This is a genomic window from Klebsiella sp. GL120222-02, from assembly GCF_003097195.1.
Classification (GTDB): Bacteria; Pseudomonadota; Gammaproteobacteria; order Enterobacterales; family Enterobacteriaceae; genus Klebsiella; species Klebsiella variicola.
This window is the reverse complement of record NZ_QEQO01000010.1, coordinates 75195-93505: the sequence shown is the minus strand read 5'-3', so window position 1 is coordinate 93505 and position 18311 is coordinate 75195. Positions and strand designations below refer to the sequence as shown.

At 56.6% G+C, this 18311-nt stretch carries 13 protein-coding genes and 1 pseudogene; 7 read left to right on the top strand and 7 right to left on the bottom strand.

Annotated elements, in window-relative coordinates; translation table 11 throughout:
• Positions 1–90 precede the first annotated feature (90 nt).
• Together N438_RS24130 and bglK are read right to left on the bottom strand one after the other, a co-directional pair.
• Positions 91–1524 carry a 6-phospho-beta-glucosidase gene (locus N438_RS24130; RefSeq protein WP_032755110.1) on the bottom strand — a complete coding sequence of 478 codons (1434 nt, stop codon included), beginning with the start codon at positions 1522–1524 and terminating at the stop codon, positions 91–93.
• 9 nt (positions 1525–1533) lie between these two features.
• Positions 1534–2427, bottom strand: coding sequence for a beta-glucoside kinase BglK (gene bglK, locus N438_RS24125; RefSeq protein ID WP_008803826.1), 894 nt, complete (start codon positions 2425–2427; stop codon positions 1534–1536).
• A gap of 263 nt (positions 2428–2690) precedes the next feature.
• Between bglK and purM the strand changes: the two genes are divergently transcribed.
• The 4 genes from purM to ppx all read left to right on the top strand — a co-directional run bounded on the left by purM (position 2691) and on the right by ppx (position 8142).
• Positions 2691–3728: a phosphoribosylformylglycinamidine cyclo-ligase gene (gene purM / locus N438_RS24120; protein ID WP_008803825.1), complete on the top strand. Its 1038-nt coding sequence runs from the start codon at positions 2691–2693 to the stop codon at positions 3726–3728.
• Positions 3725–4366 (top strand): phosphoribosylglycinamide formyltransferase, encoded by a 642-nt coding sequence (gene purN / locus N438_RS24115; protein WP_012540904.1) that lies wholly within the window; start codon positions 3725–3727, stop codon positions 4364–4366. Before purM ends, purN begins: the two co-directional genes overlap by 4 nt.
• Positions 4367–4545: 179 nt before the next feature.
• Positions 4546–6606 carry a polyphosphate kinase 1 gene (gene ppk1 / locus N438_RS24110; RefSeq protein WP_004890441.1) on the top strand — a complete coding sequence of 687 codons (2061 nt, stop codon included), beginning with the start codon at positions 4546–4548 and terminating at the stop codon, positions 6604–6606.
• A 3-nt stretch (positions 6607–6609) separates the two neighbouring features.
• Positions 6610–8142, top strand: a complete 1533-nt coding sequence (gene ppx / locus N438_RS24105; RefSeq protein ID WP_008803823.1) for an exopolyphosphatase — start codon at positions 6610–6612, stop codon at positions 8140–8142.
• A 55-nt stretch (positions 8143–8197) separates the two neighbouring features.
• On the opposite strand, the gene N438_RS24100 is transcribed toward ppx, so the two are convergent.
• Positions 8198–10426, bottom strand: a complete 2229-nt coding sequence (locus N438_RS24100) for an EAL domain-containing protein (protein WP_012967452.1) — start codon at positions 10424–10426, stop codon at positions 8198–8200.
• A 370-nt stretch (positions 10427–10796) separates the two neighbouring features.
• Here N438_RS24100 and N438_RS24095 point away from each other — a divergent pair, with 370 nt between their 5' ends.
• The gene (locus N438_RS24095; RefSeq protein ID WP_012967451.1) at positions 10797–10970 is read left to right on the top strand and encodes a YfgG family protein; all 174 of its coding nucleotides are present in this window, start codon (positions 10797–10799) and stop codon (positions 10968–10970) included.
• A 99-nt stretch (positions 10971–11069) separates the two neighbouring features.
• Here the strand turns inward: N438_RS24095 and N438_RS24090 are convergent.
• Positions 11070–11979: pseudogene (locus N438_RS24090) on the bottom strand (LysR family transcriptional regulator).
• 72 nt (positions 11980–12051) lie between these two features.
• Here N438_RS24090 and N438_RS24085 point away from each other — a divergent pair.
• The gene (locus tag N438_RS24085; protein ID WP_042947033.1) at positions 12052–13341 is read left to right on the top strand and encodes an MFS transporter; all 1290 of its coding nucleotides are present in this window, start codon (positions 12052–12054) and stop codon (positions 13339–13341) included.
• Between the two features lie 69 nt (positions 13342–13410).
• On the opposite strand, the gene guaA is transcribed toward N438_RS24085, so the two are convergent.
• Both guaA and guaB read right to left on the bottom strand, forming a co-directional pair.
• The gene (guaA, locus tag N438_RS24080) at positions 13411–14988 is read right to left on the bottom strand and encodes a glutamine-hydrolyzing GMP synthase (RefSeq protein ID WP_008803811.1); all 1578 of its coding nucleotides are present in this window, start codon (positions 14986–14988) and stop codon (positions 13411–13413) included.
• 67 nt (positions 14989–15055) lie between these two features.
• Positions 15056–16522: an IMP dehydrogenase gene (gene guaB / locus N438_RS24075; RefSeq protein ID WP_004151980.1), complete on the bottom strand. Its 1467-nt coding sequence runs from the start codon at positions 16520–16522 to the stop codon at positions 15056–15058.
• Positions 16523–16680: 158 nt separating this feature from the next.
• On the opposite strand from guaB, the gene xseA reads away from it, so the two are divergent.
• Positions 16681–18072: an exodeoxyribonuclease VII large subunit gene (gene xseA, locus N438_RS24070; RefSeq protein WP_023340611.1), complete on the top strand. Its 1392-nt coding sequence runs from the start codon at positions 16681–16683 to the stop codon at positions 18070–18072.
• Here xseA and N438_RS24065 read toward each other — a convergent pair.
• On the bottom strand, positions 18056–18274 hold the full coding sequence (locus N438_RS24065; protein ID WP_004201901.1) for a zinc ribbon domain-containing protein: 219 nt from the start codon (positions 18272–18274) through the stop codon (positions 18056–18058). The genes xseA and N438_RS24065 overlap by 17 nt on opposite strands.
• Positions 18275–18311: the final 37 nt, after the last annotated feature.

The window sequence follows — 18311 nt, the reverse complement described above, 5'->3', positions numbered from 1 at the left end:
GCAAGGCTCCGGCTTGGGTGCGGGGTGCAGTCCATACGCTTACGCGGGCCTACGTGTATTGTAGGTCGGTTAAGCGTTAGCGCCACCCGACTACGACAGGTTCTCCCCGTTGCTGGCAATCACCTGTTGATACCAGGCAAAGGACTTTTTCCGGCTGCGAGCCAGCGAGCCATTGCCTTCATTATCTTTATCGACATAAATGAAGCCGTAGCGTTTTTTCATTTCCCCTGTGCCGGCGGAAACCAGATCGATACAGCCCCACGGGGTGTAGCCCATCAGATCAACGCCATCCTCGACCACCGCCTTTTTCATCTCCGCGATATGGGCGGAGAGATAATCGATACGATACTGGTCATTGACGCTGCCGTCCGCTTCACGGACATCGATCGCGCCAAAACCATTTTCGACAATAAACAGCGGCAACTGGTAGTGATCCCAGAACCAGTTCAGCGAATAGCGCAGGCCAACCGGGTCAATCTGCCAGCCCCAGTCCGACTTTTTGACGTACGGGTTGGAGACCAGGCTGGTGGTTTCATCATAGTCGAGCAAGGGGTTGTCTTCGGTGGCTTTGGTAGCGAACGACATATAGTAGCTAAAGCCAATGTAGTCGACACAGCCCTCGGTTAACGCCAGGCGATCGGCTTCGGTGATATCCAGGGTAAAGCCGCGGCGGGCAAAATAGTTGAGCAGATGCTGCGGATAGCGGCCGCGCACGTGAACGTCGGTAAACCAGTAACGGCGGTGCATGGCGTTCATCGCCATCATCATATCGTCCGGGGCGCAGGTCAGCGGATAGATCGGACACATAGCGATCATGCAGCCAATCTGCAGTGCAGGGTTGATCTCGCGCGCCGCTTTCACCGCCAGGGCGCTGGCCACCAGCTCATAGTGCGCGGCCTGGTACATCACCGGTTCCCGGTCTTCATCCGGCAAATATTTCAAACCGGAGTTGGTGAAGGGGGCAAAGTCCTCATGGAAGTTGGCCTGGTTGTTGATCTCGTTAAAGGTCATCCAGTACTTCACTTTATGTTGATAGCGGGTGAAGACGACCCTGGCAAAGCGCACGAAAAAGTCGATCAGCTTCCGGTTGCGCCAGCCGCCATACTCGGTGACCAGGTGATAAGGCATTTCAAAATGCGACAGCGTAATCACGGGCTCAATGCCGTGCTTCAGGCATTCGTCGAACAGATCATCATAAAACTGCAGGCCAGCCTCGTTGGGCTCCAGCTCATCGCCCTGCGGGAAAATACGCGTCCAGGCAATCGAGGTGCGAAAACATTTGAAGCCCATCTCGGCAAACAGCGCCAGGTCCTCCGGATAACGATGATAAAAATCGATCGCCTCATGGTTCGGGTAGTTTTTCCCCGCCACCACGCCGTCGGTAATTTCACGCGGCACGCCGTGGGCGCCGGCAGTCATCACATCCGCCACGCTGATCCCCTTGCCGCCCTCCTGCCAGCCGCCCTCTAACTGATGCGCGGCGACCGCGCCGCCCCACAGAAAATCTGCTTTAAATCCGGACATAGTCTCTCCCTAATGTCGATCGTCGCCAGGCGAACGATAGTGCTGATTGAAATGGTAAACCGCGCCAATCAGGCCGGCATCGTTGCCGTGACTGACGGTATCGAGATAGTCGGCAATGCCAAACCAGGCCAGATGCTGGCGCAGCAGCGCCAGAAATCCTGGACGTTCCACAATGCCGCCGCCGATAAAGATGGCCTGCGGATCGAAGATATTAACGAGGTTATAAAGGCCATGGCCCAGACCATTGAAGAACTCGGCGACCAGACGCTGGCAAACCGGGTCGCCGGCGTCATAGCGGTCAAAAATCATTTCGCCTGTCACGCTCTCCAGCGGCGCAGCGATATGTTCCGCATAGCGATGGCGTAGCACTCGCAGGGTGCAGTTCTCATTCATCGAATAGCGACGAGGATCGCGCCCGCCGGGACGGTCAGTGAGCATGTAGCCGAACTCACCGGCGCGAAAACGCGCCCCGTGAACCAACTGATGATGGCAATAAATCGCCCCACCAATGCCGGTGCCAATGGTGAGTACCAGAAAATTGGCCATTTCCGCCGCTTTGCCCTGCCAGCGCTCGGCCAGCAGCACACAGTTGGCATCATTTTCAACTGAGACCGGCAGTCCGGTCCGGGCTTCAAGCCATGCTTTCATGGCGAAGTTATCAAATCGACGAATAGCGCCGCCCATGGTGATAAAGCCGCTGTGCGGATCAACATAGCCTGGCGCGCTGATGGCGACCCCTTCACACGACGGATGGGCCGCCAGCCATGACAGCATTGCCTGTAAGATATGATCGCCATCGCTGTCATTGATCGACTGCTTCGCGCTTTCCAGTAGCCTGCCATCGCGGGTCATCACGCCCATCTTTAATGCGGTGCCACCGATATCAAATGCCGCAATTTTCATTCATCCCTCTCCTGACCAGCGTCAATCACTGGCAAAATGCGTGGCAAACCAACACAGAAACCGGTTTCAGTCTTATGATGAGGATTCCTTAAGGCTGAGGCAAGCACAAGACTGTACCCGGTTTCATTTTCGTGAGCAGTATCAAATTTGACCATCTATCCGCTGTTTCACGCCGACTGTAAAGCAGGCTCGCAAACGTTTGCTTTCCCTGTTAGAATTGCGCCGATTTTTCTTGCTTACCGCAAACGCGTGGAGACTTCGCAGTGACCGACAAAACCTCTCTCAGCTATAAAGATGCCGGCGTGGATATTGATGCAGGCAACGCTCTCGTCGACCGTATTAAGGGCGTGGTGAAGAAAACCCGTCGCCCGGAAGTGATGGGGGGACTGGGCGGATTCGGCGCGCTGTGCGCACTGCCGCAGAAATACCGCGAGCCGGTACTGGTCTCCGGCACCGACGGCGTCGGTACCAAGCTGCGTCTGGCAATGGATCTGAAGCGTCACGACACCATCGGCATCGACCTGGTCGCCATGTGCGTGAACGACCTGGTGGTTCAGGGTGCTGAGCCGCTGTTTTTCCTGGATTATTACGCGACCGGTAAACTGGACGTCGATACCGCGGCCAGCGTCATTAACGGCATCGCCGAAGGCTGCCTGCAGTCCGGTTGCGCGCTGGTGGGCGGTGAAACCGCAGAAATGCCAGGGATGTATCACGGTGAAGATTACGACGTAGCGGGTTTCTGCGTCGGGGTGGTGGAAAAATCAGAAATCATCGACGGCAGCAAAGTGGCCGACGGCGACGTGCTGGTGGCGCTGGCGTCCAGCGGCCCGCACTCTAACGGCTATTCACTGGTGCGTAAGATCATTGAGGTTAGCGGCGTTGACCCGCAGACCACCGACCTTGACGGCAAACCGCTGGCCGACCATCTGCTGGCGCCAACCCGCATCTATGTGAAATCGGTGCTCGATCTGATCGCCAGCGTTGACGTCCACGCTATCGCCCACCTGACCGGCGGCGGTTTCTGGGAAAATATTCCGCGCGTGCTGCCGGATAACACCCAGGCGATCATTGATGAGTCCTCCTGGCAGTGGCCGTCCGTCTTCAACTGGCTGCAAACCGCCGGTAACGTCAGCCAGCATGAAATGTACCGTACCTTTAACTGCGGCGTGGGGATGGTTATCGCCCTGCCGGCTGCAGAAGCAGACAAGGCCATTGCCCTGCTGAACGAGAAAGGTGAAAACGCGTGGAAAATCGGGTATATCAAAGCTTCCGATTCCGAACAGCGTGTGGTCATTGCATGAAAAACATCGTGGTGCTGATTTCCGGTAGCGGCAGCAATTTGCAGGCGATCATCGACGCCTGCGGCCGGAAACAGATAAACGGCACCCTGCGGGCGGTATTCAGTAACAAGGCTGATGCGTTCGGCCTTGAACGCGCGCGCGCGGCCGGCATCCCGGCCCACGCGCTGGCGCAAAGTCAGTTTGCTGACCGGGAAGCATTCGATCGTCAGCTGATGCATGAAATCGACGCCTACGCCCCGGATTTGGTAGTGCTGGCGGGCTATATGCGTATCCTGAGCCCGGCGTTCGTCAGCCATTATCAGGGACGTCTGCTGAACATCCATCCTTCGTTACTGCCGAAGTATCCAGGCCTGCATACTCATCGTCAGGTGCTGGAAAACGGTGATGAGGAACATGGGACCTCGGTGCACTTCGTCACTGATGAGCTGGACGGCGGTCCGGTTATCCTGCAAGCCAAGGTGCCGGTCTTCGCTGGCGACAGCGAAGATGAGGTGACGGCGCGGGTTCAGGCCCAGGAACATGCCATTTATCCGCTGGTCATCAGCTGGTTCGTCGATGGGCGTCTGCGCATGGCAGGCAACCACGCCTGGCTGGATGAACGACAACTTCCGCCCCAGGGCTATGCCGCTGAAGAATGAACAACAGCCCCGCCTTTTCCTGTCGCGGGGCTTTTTTTTAATTAAAATTGTTTATTAATCAATCATCTCACAGAAATATTTCTTCTTACTGTCATATTGTTGTGACACAGTAAATCGCTATGCAGAAAAATTCGTCATAATAGTCTACGTCCTGTGAGTAAAACGGAGTGTGAGCGGTAATGGGCCAGGAAAAGCTATACATCGAAAAAGAACTCAGCTGGTTGTCTTTTAACGAACGCGTGCTGCAGGAAGCGGCGGACAAAAGTAACCCGCTGATTGAGCGCATGCGCTTCTTAGGGATCTACTCCAACAACCTTGATGAGTTTTACAAAGTGCGCTTCGCTGAGCTTAAGCGCCGGATTATTATCAGTGAAGAACAAGGCAGTACCGCCCATTCTCGCCACCTGTTAGGCAAAATCCAGGCCCGCGTTCTGAAGGCCGATCAGGAATTCGATAGTCTGTATAACGAACTGCTGCTGGAGATGGCGCGCAACCAGATCTTCCTCATCAACGAGCGCCAGCTGTCCGTCAATCAGCAGGCCTGGCTGCGCAACTACTTCAAACAGTATTTGCGTCAGCATATCTCGCCGATCCTGATTAACCGTGAAACGGACCTCGTGCAGTTCCTGAAAGATGATTACACCTATCTGGCGGTGGAGATTATCCGCGGGGAAAACATCAACTATGCCCTGCTGGAAATTCCGTCAGACAAAGTGCCGCGCTTCGTAAACCTGCCGCCGGAAGCGCCTCGCCGCCGTAAACCAATGATCCTCTTGGATAACATCCTACGCTACTGCCTGGATGATATCTTTAAAGGCTTCTTTGATTACGATGCGCTGAACGCCTACTCGATGAAAATGACCCGTGACGCCGAGTACGATCTGGTGCATGAGATGGAGTCGAGCCTGATGGAGCTGATGTCTTCCAGCCTCAAGCAGCGCTTAACCGCCGAGCCGGTTCGCTTCGTCTACCAGCGCGATATGCCGGACGCGATGGTCGAAATGCTGCGCGATAAGCTCTCCATCTCCAATTACGACTCGATGCTGCCGGGCGGCCGCTACCACAACTTTAAAGACTTTATCGGCTTCCCGAATGTGGGTAAGGCTAATCTGGTCAATAAGCCTATGCCGCGCCTGCGTCATCTGTGGTTTGATAAATTCCGCAACGGCTTCGACGCCATCCGCGAACGCGACGTCCTGCTCTACTATCCCTATCACACTTTTGAGCATGTGCTGGAGCTGCTGCGTCAGGCCTCGTTCGACCCCAGCGTACTGGCGATCAAAATCAACATCTACCGTGTAGCCAAAGATTCGCGCATCATTGACGCGATGATCCACGCCGCCCATAACGGTAAAAAAGTCACCGTGGTGGTGGAGCTGCAGGCACGCTTCGATGAAGAGGCTAACATTCACTGGGCGAAACGCCTGACGGAAGCGGGGGTCCACGTGATCTTCTCCGCGCCGGGTCTGAAGATCCACGCCAAGCTGTTCCTTATCTCGCGTAAAGAAGGCGATGAGGTGGTGCGCTACGCCCATATCGGTACCGGTAACTTTAACGAGAAGACCGCGCGGATCTACACCGACTATTCGCTGTTAACCGCCGATGCGCGCATTACCAATGAAGTCCGCCGCGTGTTTAACTTTATTGAAAACCCCTACCGCCCGGTCAGCTTCGATTACCTGCTGGTGTCGCCGCAGAACTCGCGCCGTCTGCTGTATGAGATGATCGATCGCGAGATCGCCAATGCGCAGAACGGGCAACCCTCCGGGATTACGCTGAAGCTGAACAACCTGGTGGATAAAGGGCTGGTGGACAGACTGTACGCCGCCTCCAGCTCCGGCGTGCCGGTCAATCTGTTGATCCGCGGCATGTGCTCGCTGATCCCTGGACTGGAAGGCATCAGCGATAATATCCGCGTCATTAGCATCGTTGACCGTTTCCTCGAGCACGACCGGGTCTACTGTTTTGAAAACGGTGGCGATAAACAGGTCTGGCTCTCCTCTGCCGACTGGATGACGCGTAACATCGATTACCGTATTGAAGTTGCCGCCCCGCTGCTCGACCCGCGTCTGAAACAGCGAGTGCTGGATATTTTTGATATCTTGTTCAACGATACGGTAAAAGCGCGCTATCTTGATAAAGAACTGAGTAATCGCTATGTGCCGCGCGGCAATCGCCGTAAAGTGCGTGCACAGATGGCGATTTACGATTATCTCAAATCACTCGAACAACCCGACTAACCTATGCCAATAAACGAAATAACCCCTCGGCCGCAGGAATTCGCTGCGGTCGACCTTGGTTCGAACAGTTTTCATATGGTGATCGCCCGTGTCGTCGATGGCGCCATGCAGATCATTGGACGCCTGAAACAGCGCGTGCATCTGGCCGATGGCCTTGATGAAAACTCGGTGTTGAGCGAAGAAGCGATGACCCGCGGGCTGAACTGCCTGTCGCTGTTTGCTGAACGTCTGCAAGGGTTCTCCCCTTCCAGCGTCTGCATCGTCGGGACGCATACGCTGCGTCAGGCGACCAACGCGGCAGAGTTTCTTAAACGCGCGGAAAAAGTGATCCCCTACCCGATCGAGATCATCTCCGGCAATGAAGAAGCGCGCCTGATTTTTATGGGCGTTGAGCATACGCAGCCGGAGCGCGGTCGTAAGCTGGTGATTGATATCGGCGGCGGTTCGACCGAGCTGGTCATCGGTGAAGATTTTGAGCCCCGCCTGGTGGAAAGCCGTCGCATGGGCTGCGTGAGCTTCTCGCAAGCCTACTTCCCTGGCGGGACAATCAATAAAGAAAATTTCCAGCGTGCTCGCCTGGCGGCGGTACAAAAACTGGAAACCCTGGCCTGGCAGTTCCGTATTCAGGGCTGGACCGTGGCGCTGGGCGCCTCCGGCACCATTAAAGCTGCGCAGGAAGTGTTGGTGGCCATGGGTGAGAAGGACGGGTTTATTACGCCGGAACGCCTCGAAATGCTGGTCAGTGAGCTGCTGAAGCATAAAAACTTCGACGCGCTCAGTCTGCCAGGCCTCTCTGAAGATCGTAAAGCGGTCTTTGCGCCGGGGCTGGCGATTCTGTGCGGCGTGTTTGACGCGCTAGCCATTAAAGAACTTCGTCTGTCCGATGGCGCCCTGCGTGAAGGCGTGCTGTACGAAATGGAAGGCCGTTTCCGCCACCAGGATATTCGTAGCCGCACAGCGCAGAGTCTGGCGAATCAGTACAATATCGATCGCGAACAGGCACGCCGGGTGCTGGAAACCACCACCCATATGCTGGAACAGTGGCAGGAACAGAACCCCAAGCTGGCCAATCCGCACCTTGCGGCGCTGTTGAAGTGGGCGGTGATGCTCCATGAGGTAGGGCTGAATATCAACCATAGCGGTATGCATCGCCACTCGGCCTACATTCTGCAGAACAGCGACCTGCCGGGCTTCAACCAGGAGCAGCAGATGCTGATGGCCACCCTGGTGCGCTATCATCGCAAAGCGATAAAACTCGACGACCTGCCGCGCTTTACGCTGTTCAGGAAAAAGCAGTTTCTGCCGCTGATCCAGCTGCTGCGCCTGGGCGTGCTGCTGAATAACCAGCGTCAGGCCACCACCACGCCGCCGACCCTGCGGCTGCAGACGGAAGCTCACCACTGGACGCTGACCTTCCCGCACAACTGGTTTAGCCAGAATGCGCTGGTGCTGTTGGATCTGGAAAAAGAGCAGCAGTACTGGGAAGGTGTGCCGGAATGGCTGCTGAAGATTGCAGAAGAAGAGCCAGACGCCTGAGCCGCGCTCCTGAATATTCCCCAGGCCGGGCCATCGCGCCCGGCTTTTTTCTGCTTCAGGCAGTCATCCCTTCCGCCAGCTGCGCCAGTGGTACCGGTACGCCGATATCGTAGCCCTGCAAATAATCGATCCCCAGCGCGATGACCGCCTGGCGTATCTCCGGCGACTCGACATATTCAGCCACCACCTGCATGTTCTTCATACGCGCCAGACGACAAATAGAATCCACCACCTGGTAATCGAGACTGCTGGCAAGCAGATTGCGAATAAAGCTGCCGTCGATTTTAAGAATGTCGACGTTCATCGTTTTTAACCGGGCGTAGCTGGCGTAGCCGGTACCAAAATCATCGATCGCCACCCGGCAGCCCAGCGCCCGCAGATGCTCTAAAGTCTGACAGACCAGCTCAGGGTTACTGAGTGCATAGTTCTCGGTCAATTCGAAAATAATCTGCCATGGCTCAATGTTGTACGTCTGCAGCAGCGCTTCGACTTCCTGAGGAAACTGGCTGCGGCTCAACGTGACCGGAGAGAGATTGATCGCCAGCCGCAGACCGGGCAGTGCCCGCCGGTGGGTATCCATAAAGGCTAGCGTGTGCTCAATGACCCACTGATCCACACGAGAGGAGAGGCCAAACTCGTGCGCCACCGGCAGGAACGCGTTTGGCCCCGTCAGTTCGCCCGACTCCCCTTCCATCCTCAGCAACACTTCATGGTAGTTATCGCCGCGGATGCCCTGGATAGGCTGCGCCATCAGGACGAAGTGGTCTTGCTCCAGCGCCTTGAGGATGCGATTCATCATCACCACTTTATCTTTCAGATCCTGTTGAACATGGCCAGCGCCGCGGCGCTGCATATTCTCCGGATGGCCGCTGGCCAGCGACATGTCGGCAATCGTGTTTAGTTCGCCAAGCAGCAAATACAGATGCTTGACTGGTGAGCGAACGTTGCAATAGCTCATGCCGATCCGCGGCTGGAGGGGAACCCCGTCCCAGTAGAAACGGAACTGCCGCAGGGAGCGGTCGATCAAATGAATACGCGCCTGATGCCCTTCACTGTTGAGGCGAAAAACCAAGTCATGGCCGGCAAGGTGATACACCGCTTCGTTAGGCTGCAGTAACGCGCTCAGGTGGTTCGCCAGCATTTGCTTATACTGAATGCGTAACAATACGCCGTAGTGGCGGCCCAGCAGTTCCAGCTCAGGAATGCGCAAAAAACAGAGCGTCGACCAGCTCGCACCGTTGAGCGCCCGACTCAGCGCCCGCAGATTAGGCATATGTACGACCGGGTCGAGGAAAGCCATCTGCCGGACGCGAGCGTAGATCAGCCGCTGCTGTGTCGCCAGCATCGCCGTGTAGGCGACAATAAACGAGAAAACCAGATAGCTTGAGGAGGTGATCGCCAGTTGGGTGTTATAGCTTGGATAAACCGGTAAGTAACGGTAATGAAAATGGATCACGGCAATCAGTACCGGCGTCCAGATCAGCGAGATAAAACGATAGCCAAAACGCATGGCTCCCCAGAGCATGACCGGCATAAGTAATGATAACGTATAATTCGTACTAAATATGGTGCTGGTATCATTAAGCGGCATCAATAATAGCCCCAGCAACAGGATTAATATCGCCGCCCAGCAAATGATTTCAATTGTTTTTATTTTTGGATCAATTTGTAAGCGAACCTGAGAAATAAATCCGCGAACATGAAAAGGGTTCCGAATTATCCGTAGCAGAAAATAACACAGCGGCACGCCCGTCAGACACCCCACCATCAACGCCTGAAAGGTGATTAACGACCGTAAACTAAAGGGCGTAATCCCCGTCATCTCCGTCGTACGTGGATGCAGTCCCAGATACTCAGCGATCTGTGACAGAATAAGAAAAATGACCGAGGGAAGCAGCATCTGCCAGAACAGACGGTGCGGCATCAGTTTGACGTTACCGTGCGAGACCTGCTGGCGCCGGGGTACAAAGATGCGATATCCGCCCCAGCACAGCACGCAGGGGATGAGAAAATGAAACAACACGCCGATAGCCTGCTCGGGCGTCATTCCTCGGGCCAGCGTGAGCAGCAGGCCAATAATAATACCCGGGATCGCCGCCCAACCGAAAAACATCATCAGGCTGAGTACTAATGCCAGAGGAAGATAATAAAGGAATACCATGTGGCCATTGAGCATGGTGTAGGTATTCGCCCATCTGGCGAAGGGTAATAACAGCGAGGGCAGAACAAGCGGTAAAGCCCACCACTTGTCGCGATATTGTTGATAATATTTTAATAAATTCATAGGTGCTCTACAGAGAGCCTCTGCTCCTGCGAGGCATATTCAGGCAGGCATCCAACCACCCCATGCTGACCGCATAAGTAATAACGATACGGTAATGTTCGCTGATTTTAGTGGTCAAGAGAATGGGACTGTTGATATAAATCAACAAATACTGACGCTAACATTAATAAAACTTATTTTTTTACCTTTTTATTGCTAATAAAGTGAGCATGTAAATACGATGATTATCTTATATAACATTAATTAATGTTTTCACTGCGGCACTTTTACATCTGCATCAATTGACCCCACCTCGTTCCTGTGCCTTAATACCCCCATCGCCCATCTTCGGGTATACTTCAAGGAACCTTTTGTGAGTCAGGCACCCAGTATGCGTAAACGACATCGATTTAACCGTCGCATGACCCGTATCGTACTGCTTATCAGCTTTCTCTTCTTCTTTGGACGCTTTGTCTACTCCTCCATCGGCGCCTGGTACCATCACCAGGATAAAAAAGCGTCGCAGGAGTCTTCACTCACCGTCGAGCCCTCCGCTCGCGAGTAATCCTTTGATTATAATACTGGAAGCGCCACACTCCGCAGACAGAGTCGCTCGCTGCTGATGTATTGTCTTTGATGCGGTAATTTTGCCGTCGGCGATTTATCAGCGCACGGCATGCAGCAGGCGCAGCATTTCTGCGATACCTTTTGTCACAATTTTGTCCTGACGCATGACTACCGCCAGCTGTCGATATAGCCGCGGCGCCAGCGAGTGCACGCTTAATCCGTCGCGATCCTTCTCCTGCTCCACCGCCATGCGGGGCACGATGCTGTAGCCCAGCCCTGCCCGCACCATCCGTTTAATCGCCTCGATGCTGCCCAACTGCATCACCGGCGTGACCGCCACTCCCGCCGAGCGGAACCAGCGGTCAATCAGATCCCGGGTGCCGCTGCCTGCTTCGAAGGCAATGAGCGGCAGCGCCAGCAGTTCTGCAGGAGTATAATCCGCCAGCGTCCCCGTCTCGTGACTGGCATGGATAACCACGAACTCCTCGTCAACCACTGAGGTCACCGCCAGACTGCGTCCCTGTACGGGCAAGGTAACCAGCCCGAGATCGAGGCGATTTTCCTCCACCGCCCGGACGATATCCAGCGTGTTGCCGGTGGTCACCCCCACCGTCAACAGCGGATACTGCTGACGAAGATGCTGCAGCAGCGGCGGGAGAAGATGAATGCAGGCCGTCGCGCCGGTCCCCAGCGTTACCGCCCCATTAACTTCCTGACTGAATGCGCTGACCGACTGCATTGCGCTATTCACCGCCCGATCGATCTGCTCGCTGTGGGCCAGCAGTGCCATTCCCGCCGCCGTCGCCTTGATCCCGCGGCCGGTACGCTCCAGCAAACGGGTCTGTAAAAACTGCTCCAGCTGACGCACCTGCAGGCTAACGGCAGGTTGGGAGATCCCCAGCGCGTCGGCGGCGGCAGAAAAGCTGCCGCGCTGTACGACCAGCCGGAAGGTCGCCAGGTTTCCCAGGTTCAGTGTTGTCATACAAAGTTTCTCTTATACCGCACATAAGGTGGCCGCTCTGCCAGAACAATAGCCTGCCGGGTATGCTCAGGACAACTGCCTTAACGGAATGAAAACCATGGAAACACGCGCTATTCCCCGACGGCTCGCCTTCACCGCGGGTGGTCAGCAACTGATCAACTGGGGGATCTCTTTTTATATGCCCGGCACCTTTGCCGGGGCTATCGCCGCCGACAAAGGATGGTCCTTACCGCAGATCTATCTCGGCCTGACGCTCGCCATGCTGATGATGGCCGCTGTTTCTCCGTTCGTTGCCAGGCTGCTGGCTCGCTTTGGCGGAAGGCTGGTGGTCACCAGCGGAACCTTACTGATAGCCGCCAGCTGCGCCATGATGGCCTGGCGCCCTTCGCTGGCCGGCTGGTACGGCGCCTGGCTGCTGACCGGCATCGGCATGCGGCTCTCGCTGTATGATGCGCTGTTCGCCGCAGTGGTGAATCTGTACGGTCAGCAGGCGCGGAAAACTATCTCTCATATCACTCTCGCTGGCGGTCTGGCCTCTGCCCTCTTCTGGCCGCTGGGCGAGGCGTTATTAACCGTCATGTCCTGGCAGGATGCCCTGCGGATCTATGCGCTGTTTGGCCTGCTGAGCGCCTGTCTGAGTTATCAGTTGCCACGCCAGCGACTCAGTACATCGGTGAAAATGATAGCCCCAACGACTACAGCAGAGGGCGATCGGCGTAACGGAGTGCGTTACGCGATCTTTATTGCGCTGATCACCTTCATCTCTAACGGCACCTCCACCCATCTGCCGGAGTTTATCAGCCACTTTGGTCTGCCGGTTGCCGTCGGTATGCTGTGGGGATTCGGCCAGACCGGCGCCCGGCTGGGGGAAGTGCTGGCCGGTCCCCGGGTCACCCCACTCACGCTGACGCGTTTTACTGCGCTCGCCATGCCACTCTGTTTTCTCCTTGGATTGAGCAGCACGGCTTATGCCGGGTTTGCAGCCGGGTTTGTGCTGGGGTATGGCGCGATTAACGGGCTGGTGACGATTGTCAAAGCGACGCTACCGCTGGCGCTGTTTAGCGCAGAAAGCTATGCCTGCCGCACCGGTATCCTGCTAATCCCCGGGCAACTGATGGCGGCTGCCTCACCCTTTGCCTACGCATGGCTGAACCACCGGCTGGGCATTATCGGCGGAATGTGGGTGTCCACCGGATTAACGTTGATCGTTGCCGGACTGGCGCTGGCGATGGTGCGCGGGGCGGGCAAGGCACAGCCGGGCAAATTTCCCGCCCTTCATCCGACGGCGGCAAAAAATGGGCCAGCTGAACATCTGCCGGAACCGCAAATGGGGAATTCACAGGGAAACCTCACCCTGCCAGATAACCTTCTGGGACGACGGGATTGAAGGGATGTCTAAAGTAAAAAACCCTCTGTAAAAACAGAGGGTTTCGTTTCATTCAGCTAACGACGGGGATCATTCCCACTCAATCGTTGCTGGCGGCTTACCGCTGATGTCATACACCACGCGGGAGATACCGTTCACTTCATTGATGATACGGTTAGAGACGCGGCCGAGGAAATCATACGGCAGGTGCGCCCAGTGCGCGGTCATAAAGTCGATAGTTTCCACTGCACGCAGGGAAACGACCCAGTCGTATTTACGCCCATCGCCCATCACGCCGACGGAACGAACCGGCAGGAATACGGTAAACGCCTGACTCACTTTGTTGTACAGGTCAGCTTTGTGCAGCTCTTCGATGAAGATAGCGTCCGCACGACGCAGCAGGTCGCAGTACTCTTTCTTCACTTCGCCCAGCACGCGCACGCCGAGGCCCGGGCCCGGGAACGGGTGACGGTAGAGCATATCGTACGGCAGGCCCAGTTCCAGACCGATCTTACGCACTTCGTCTTTGAACAGCTCACGCAGCGGCTCAACCAGCCCCATCTTCATCTCTTTCGGCAGGCCGCCCACGTTGTGGTGAGATTTAATGACGTGCGCTTTACCGGTAGCGGAAGCGGCAGATTCGATAACGTCAGGGTAGATGGTACCCTGCGCCAGCCATTTGACGTCGTCCAGCTTCAGCGCTTCTTCGTCGAACACTTCCACGAAGACGCGGCCGATGATTTTACGTTTCGCTTCCGGATCGTTCTCGCCTTTCAGCGCGTCGAGGAAGCGCTGCTCGCCTTCGACGTGAACAATGTTCAGGCCAAAGTGGTCGCCAAACATGTCCATCACCTGCTGCGCTTCATTCAGACGCAGGAGGCCGTTATCCACGAATACGCAGGTCAGGTTTTTGCCGATGGCGCGGTGCAGCAGCATCGCGGTCACGGAGGAGTCCACGCCGCCGGAGAGGCCGAGGATCACTTTGTCATCGCCAACCTGCTGGCGGATACGCTCGACGGCGTCGTCGATGATTTTCGCCGGGGTCCACAGGGCTTCGCACTGGCAGATGTCGCGCACGAAGCGCTCCAGCATACGCATCCCCTGACGGGTGTGGGTCACTTCCGGGTGGAACTGCACGCCGTAGAAGCGTTTTTCTTCGTTGGCCATAATGGCAAACGGGCAGTTGTCGGTGCTGGCGACGGTGACGAAGTCAGACGGGATGGCGGTAACTTTGTCGCCGTGGCTCATCCACACGTCCAGCAACGGTTTGCCGTCCGCGGTCAGGGAGTCTTCGATACCGCGCACCAGCGCGCTGTCGTTAACCACTTCAACCTGCGCGTAGCCAAACTCACGCTCGTTAGAACCTTCCACATGGCCGCCCAGCTGCATCGCCATGGTCTGCATGCCGTAGCAGACGCCAAATACCGGCACGCCGGCTTCAAACACATACTGCGGCGCGCGCGGGCTGTTCTCTTCGGTAGTACTTTCCGGGCCGCCGGAAAGAATGATGCCGCTTGGATTGAATTCGCGGATCTGTGCTTCTGTGACATCCCACGCCCACAGCTCACAGTAGACGCCCAGCTCACGCACGCGACGCGCCACCAGCTGAGTATACTGAGAGCCGAAGTCGAGGATGAGAATGCGATGTTTATGAATGTTTTCCGTCATTGACGCTAATTCCGAGGCAAGTGAAACAGAGTAAATAAATCGCCCGACGCTAGGTCGGGCGAAGAAATCAGGAGCCCAGACGGTAGTTCGGGGACTCTTTGGTGATGGTCACGTCGTGAACGTGGCTTTCCTGAATGCCCGCACCGCTGATGCGTACGAATTCAGCTTTGGTACGCAGCAGGTCAATGGTACCACAGCCGGTCAGACCCATACAGGAACGCAGACCGCCCATCTGCTGGTGAATGATTTCTTTCAGGCGACCTTTATAGGCCACGCGGCCTTCGATACCTTCCGGCACCAGTTTGTCAGCGGCGTTATCGCTCTGGAAGTAGCGGTCAGAGGAGCCTTTAGACATCGCGCCAAGAGAGCCCATGCCGCGGTAAGATTTGTAAGAACGGCCCTGGTAGAGTTCGATTTCACCCGGGGATTCTTCGGTACCCGCCAGCATAGAGCCGACCATCACCGCGGCCGCGCCGGCAGCGATGGCTTTGGCGATATCGCCGGAGAAACGGATACCGCCGTCAGCGATAACCGGAATACCGGTCCCTTCCAGTGCTTCCACCGCGTCGGAAACGGCGGTGATCTGCGGCACGCCCACACCGGTGACGATACGGGTCGTACAGATGGAGCCCGGGCCGATACCCACTTTCACCGCGCTGCAACCGGCTTCCGCCAGCGCGCGCGCGCCTGCACCGGTGGCCACGTTGCCGCCGATGATCTGCAGGTCCGGGTATTTCGCGCGGGTTTCACGAATGCGCTGCAGGACGCCTTCAGAATGACCGTGCGAGGAGTCGATCAGCAGAACGTCAACGCCCGCGGCTACCAGCGCGTCTACGCGCTCTTCGTTGCCGGCACCGGCGCCGACCGCCGCGCCTACGCGCAGACGTCCCTGCTCATCTTTACAGGCATTCGGTTTACGTTCTGCTTTCTGGAAATCTTTAACGGTGATCATGCCGCGCAGGTGGAAGCTCTCATCCACGACCAGCGCCTTCTCAACGCGTTTTTCATGCATCTTAGCGAAGACCACCTCGCGGCTTTCGCCTTCACGTACGGTAACCAGGCGCTCTTTCGGGGTCATATAGACGCTGACCGGCTGGTTCAAATCGGTGACGAAACGCACGTCGCGGCCAGTGATGATACCGACCAGCTCGTTCTCTTCGGTAACCACCGGGTAGCCGGCGAAGCCGTTACGCTCGGTCAGCTCTTTCACTTCACGCAGGGTGGTGGTTGGCAGAACGGTCTGCGGGTCGGTGACCACGCCGGACTCATGTTTCTTCACGCGACGAACTTCTTCCGCCTGGCGCTCGATGGACATGTTTTTGTGAATAAAGCCGATGCCGCCTTCCTGTGCCAGGGCAATAGCCAGACGCGCTTCCGTTACGGTATCCATGGCTGCGGAGAGCATAGGAATATTCAGACGAATGGTTTTCGTCAGCTGAGTGCTGAGATCGGCAGTATTCGGCAGAACGGTAGAATGAGCGGGAACGAGGAGGACGTCGTCAAACGTCAGGGCTTCTTTAGCGATACGTAGCATGGGCAATATCTCGACCAGGGTGGATAAATATTGCCGTGGCATTATACAGAGCGTAACCGATTGCATCTACCCTTTTTTGCAAATAATACTTGCCATCCCCTCTGAGCGCGTTACTATCGACTGAATAACCTGCTGATTTAAAGTTTGATCTTGCTCACATGTTACCCTCTCAATCCCCCGCAATTTTTACCGTAAGCCGCCTCAATCAGACGGTGCGTCTGCTGCTTGAGCGCGAAATGGGCCAGGTTTGGATCAGCGGCGAGATCTCTAACTTCAGCCAGCCCTCCTCTGGCCACTGGTACTTCACCTTAAAAGACGATAACGCCCAGGTGCGCTGCGCGATGTTCCGCAACAGCAACCGCCGGGTGACGTTTCGCCCACAGCACGGGCAGCAGGTGCTGGTTCGCGCCAACATCACCCTGTATGAGCCGCGCGGCGACTACCAGATTATCGTCGAAAGCATGCAGCCCGCCGGCGAAGGGTTATTACAGCAGAAGTATGAGCAGCTCAAAGCGCAGTTAACGGCGGAAGGACTGTTCGAGCAAAAACATAAGCAGGCGCTCCCCTCACCCGCCCACTGCGTCGGCGTCATCACCTCGAAAACCGGTGCGGCGCTGCACGATATTCTCCATGTTCTCAGGCGCCGCGATCCCGGGCTGCCGGTGATCATCTACCCAACCGCGGTCCAGGGTGACGACGCCCCCGGGCAGATTGTGCGCGCCATCGCGCTGGCCAACGCGCGCCAGGAGTGTGACGTACTGATTGTCGGACGCGGCGGCGGTTCGCTGGAGGATCTGTGGAGTTTTAACGATGAACGGGTGGCACGGGCTATTTTCGCCAGCCAGATCCCTATCGTTAGCGCCGTCGGCCATGAAACCGACGTCACGATCGCCGATTTTGTTGCCGACCTGCGAGCACCGACTCCCTCAGCCGCCGCGGAGATCGTCAGCCGCAATCAGCAGGAACTGCTGCGCCAGCTGCAGTCCGGACAGCAGCGTCTGGAGATGGCGATGGACTATTTCCTCGCCAGTCGCCAGCGCCGTTTTACCCAGCTGTTCCATCGCCTGCAGCAACAGCATCCGCAGCTGCGCCTGGCCCGCCAGCAGACCGCCCTGGAACGCCTGCGCCAGCGGATGCGTATCGCCGTGGAATCGCAGCTTAAGCGCGCCGAACAGCGGCAAAAGCGCACCGTTCAACGTCTGGATCACTACAACCCGCAGCCACGGATCCACCGGGCGCAATCGCGGATCCAGCAGCTGGAATACCGGCTGGCGGAAAATATGCGTGGCCGCCTCAGCGAGCGGCGTGAACGGTTTGGCAACGCGGTGACCCATCTGGAGGCGGTGAGTCCCTTAGCCACTCTGGCGCGCGGCTACAGCGTCACCTCGGTGAGCGACGGTACGGTGCTGAAACAGACAAAACAGGTCAAAACCGGCGATCTGCTCACCACCCGCCTGAAAGACGGCTGGGTCGAAAGCGAAGTGAAGCAGATCGCGCCGGTAAAAAAAACGCGAGCCAGAAAGCCTTCGCCCACTAAACCAGCGGAATAAATTCCACCCGTTTTTTCGAGATCAGGCCATGCCCATGCTGGCAAAAGTAATCCACCGCGCCGCACGCCTTGAGCACCTCCAGCGGCTGGTGGCATTCCGGGCAGCGGGCCTCGAGGGCAAATACCCTTTCGCACTGGGCGCAATGCGCGCTGCTGCCTTTGACATCTAACGGCGCGTGGCACAGAGGGCAATCAAGTTCCATAACCATTCCTTTCAACGTTTATCTGCACCTATTTTAT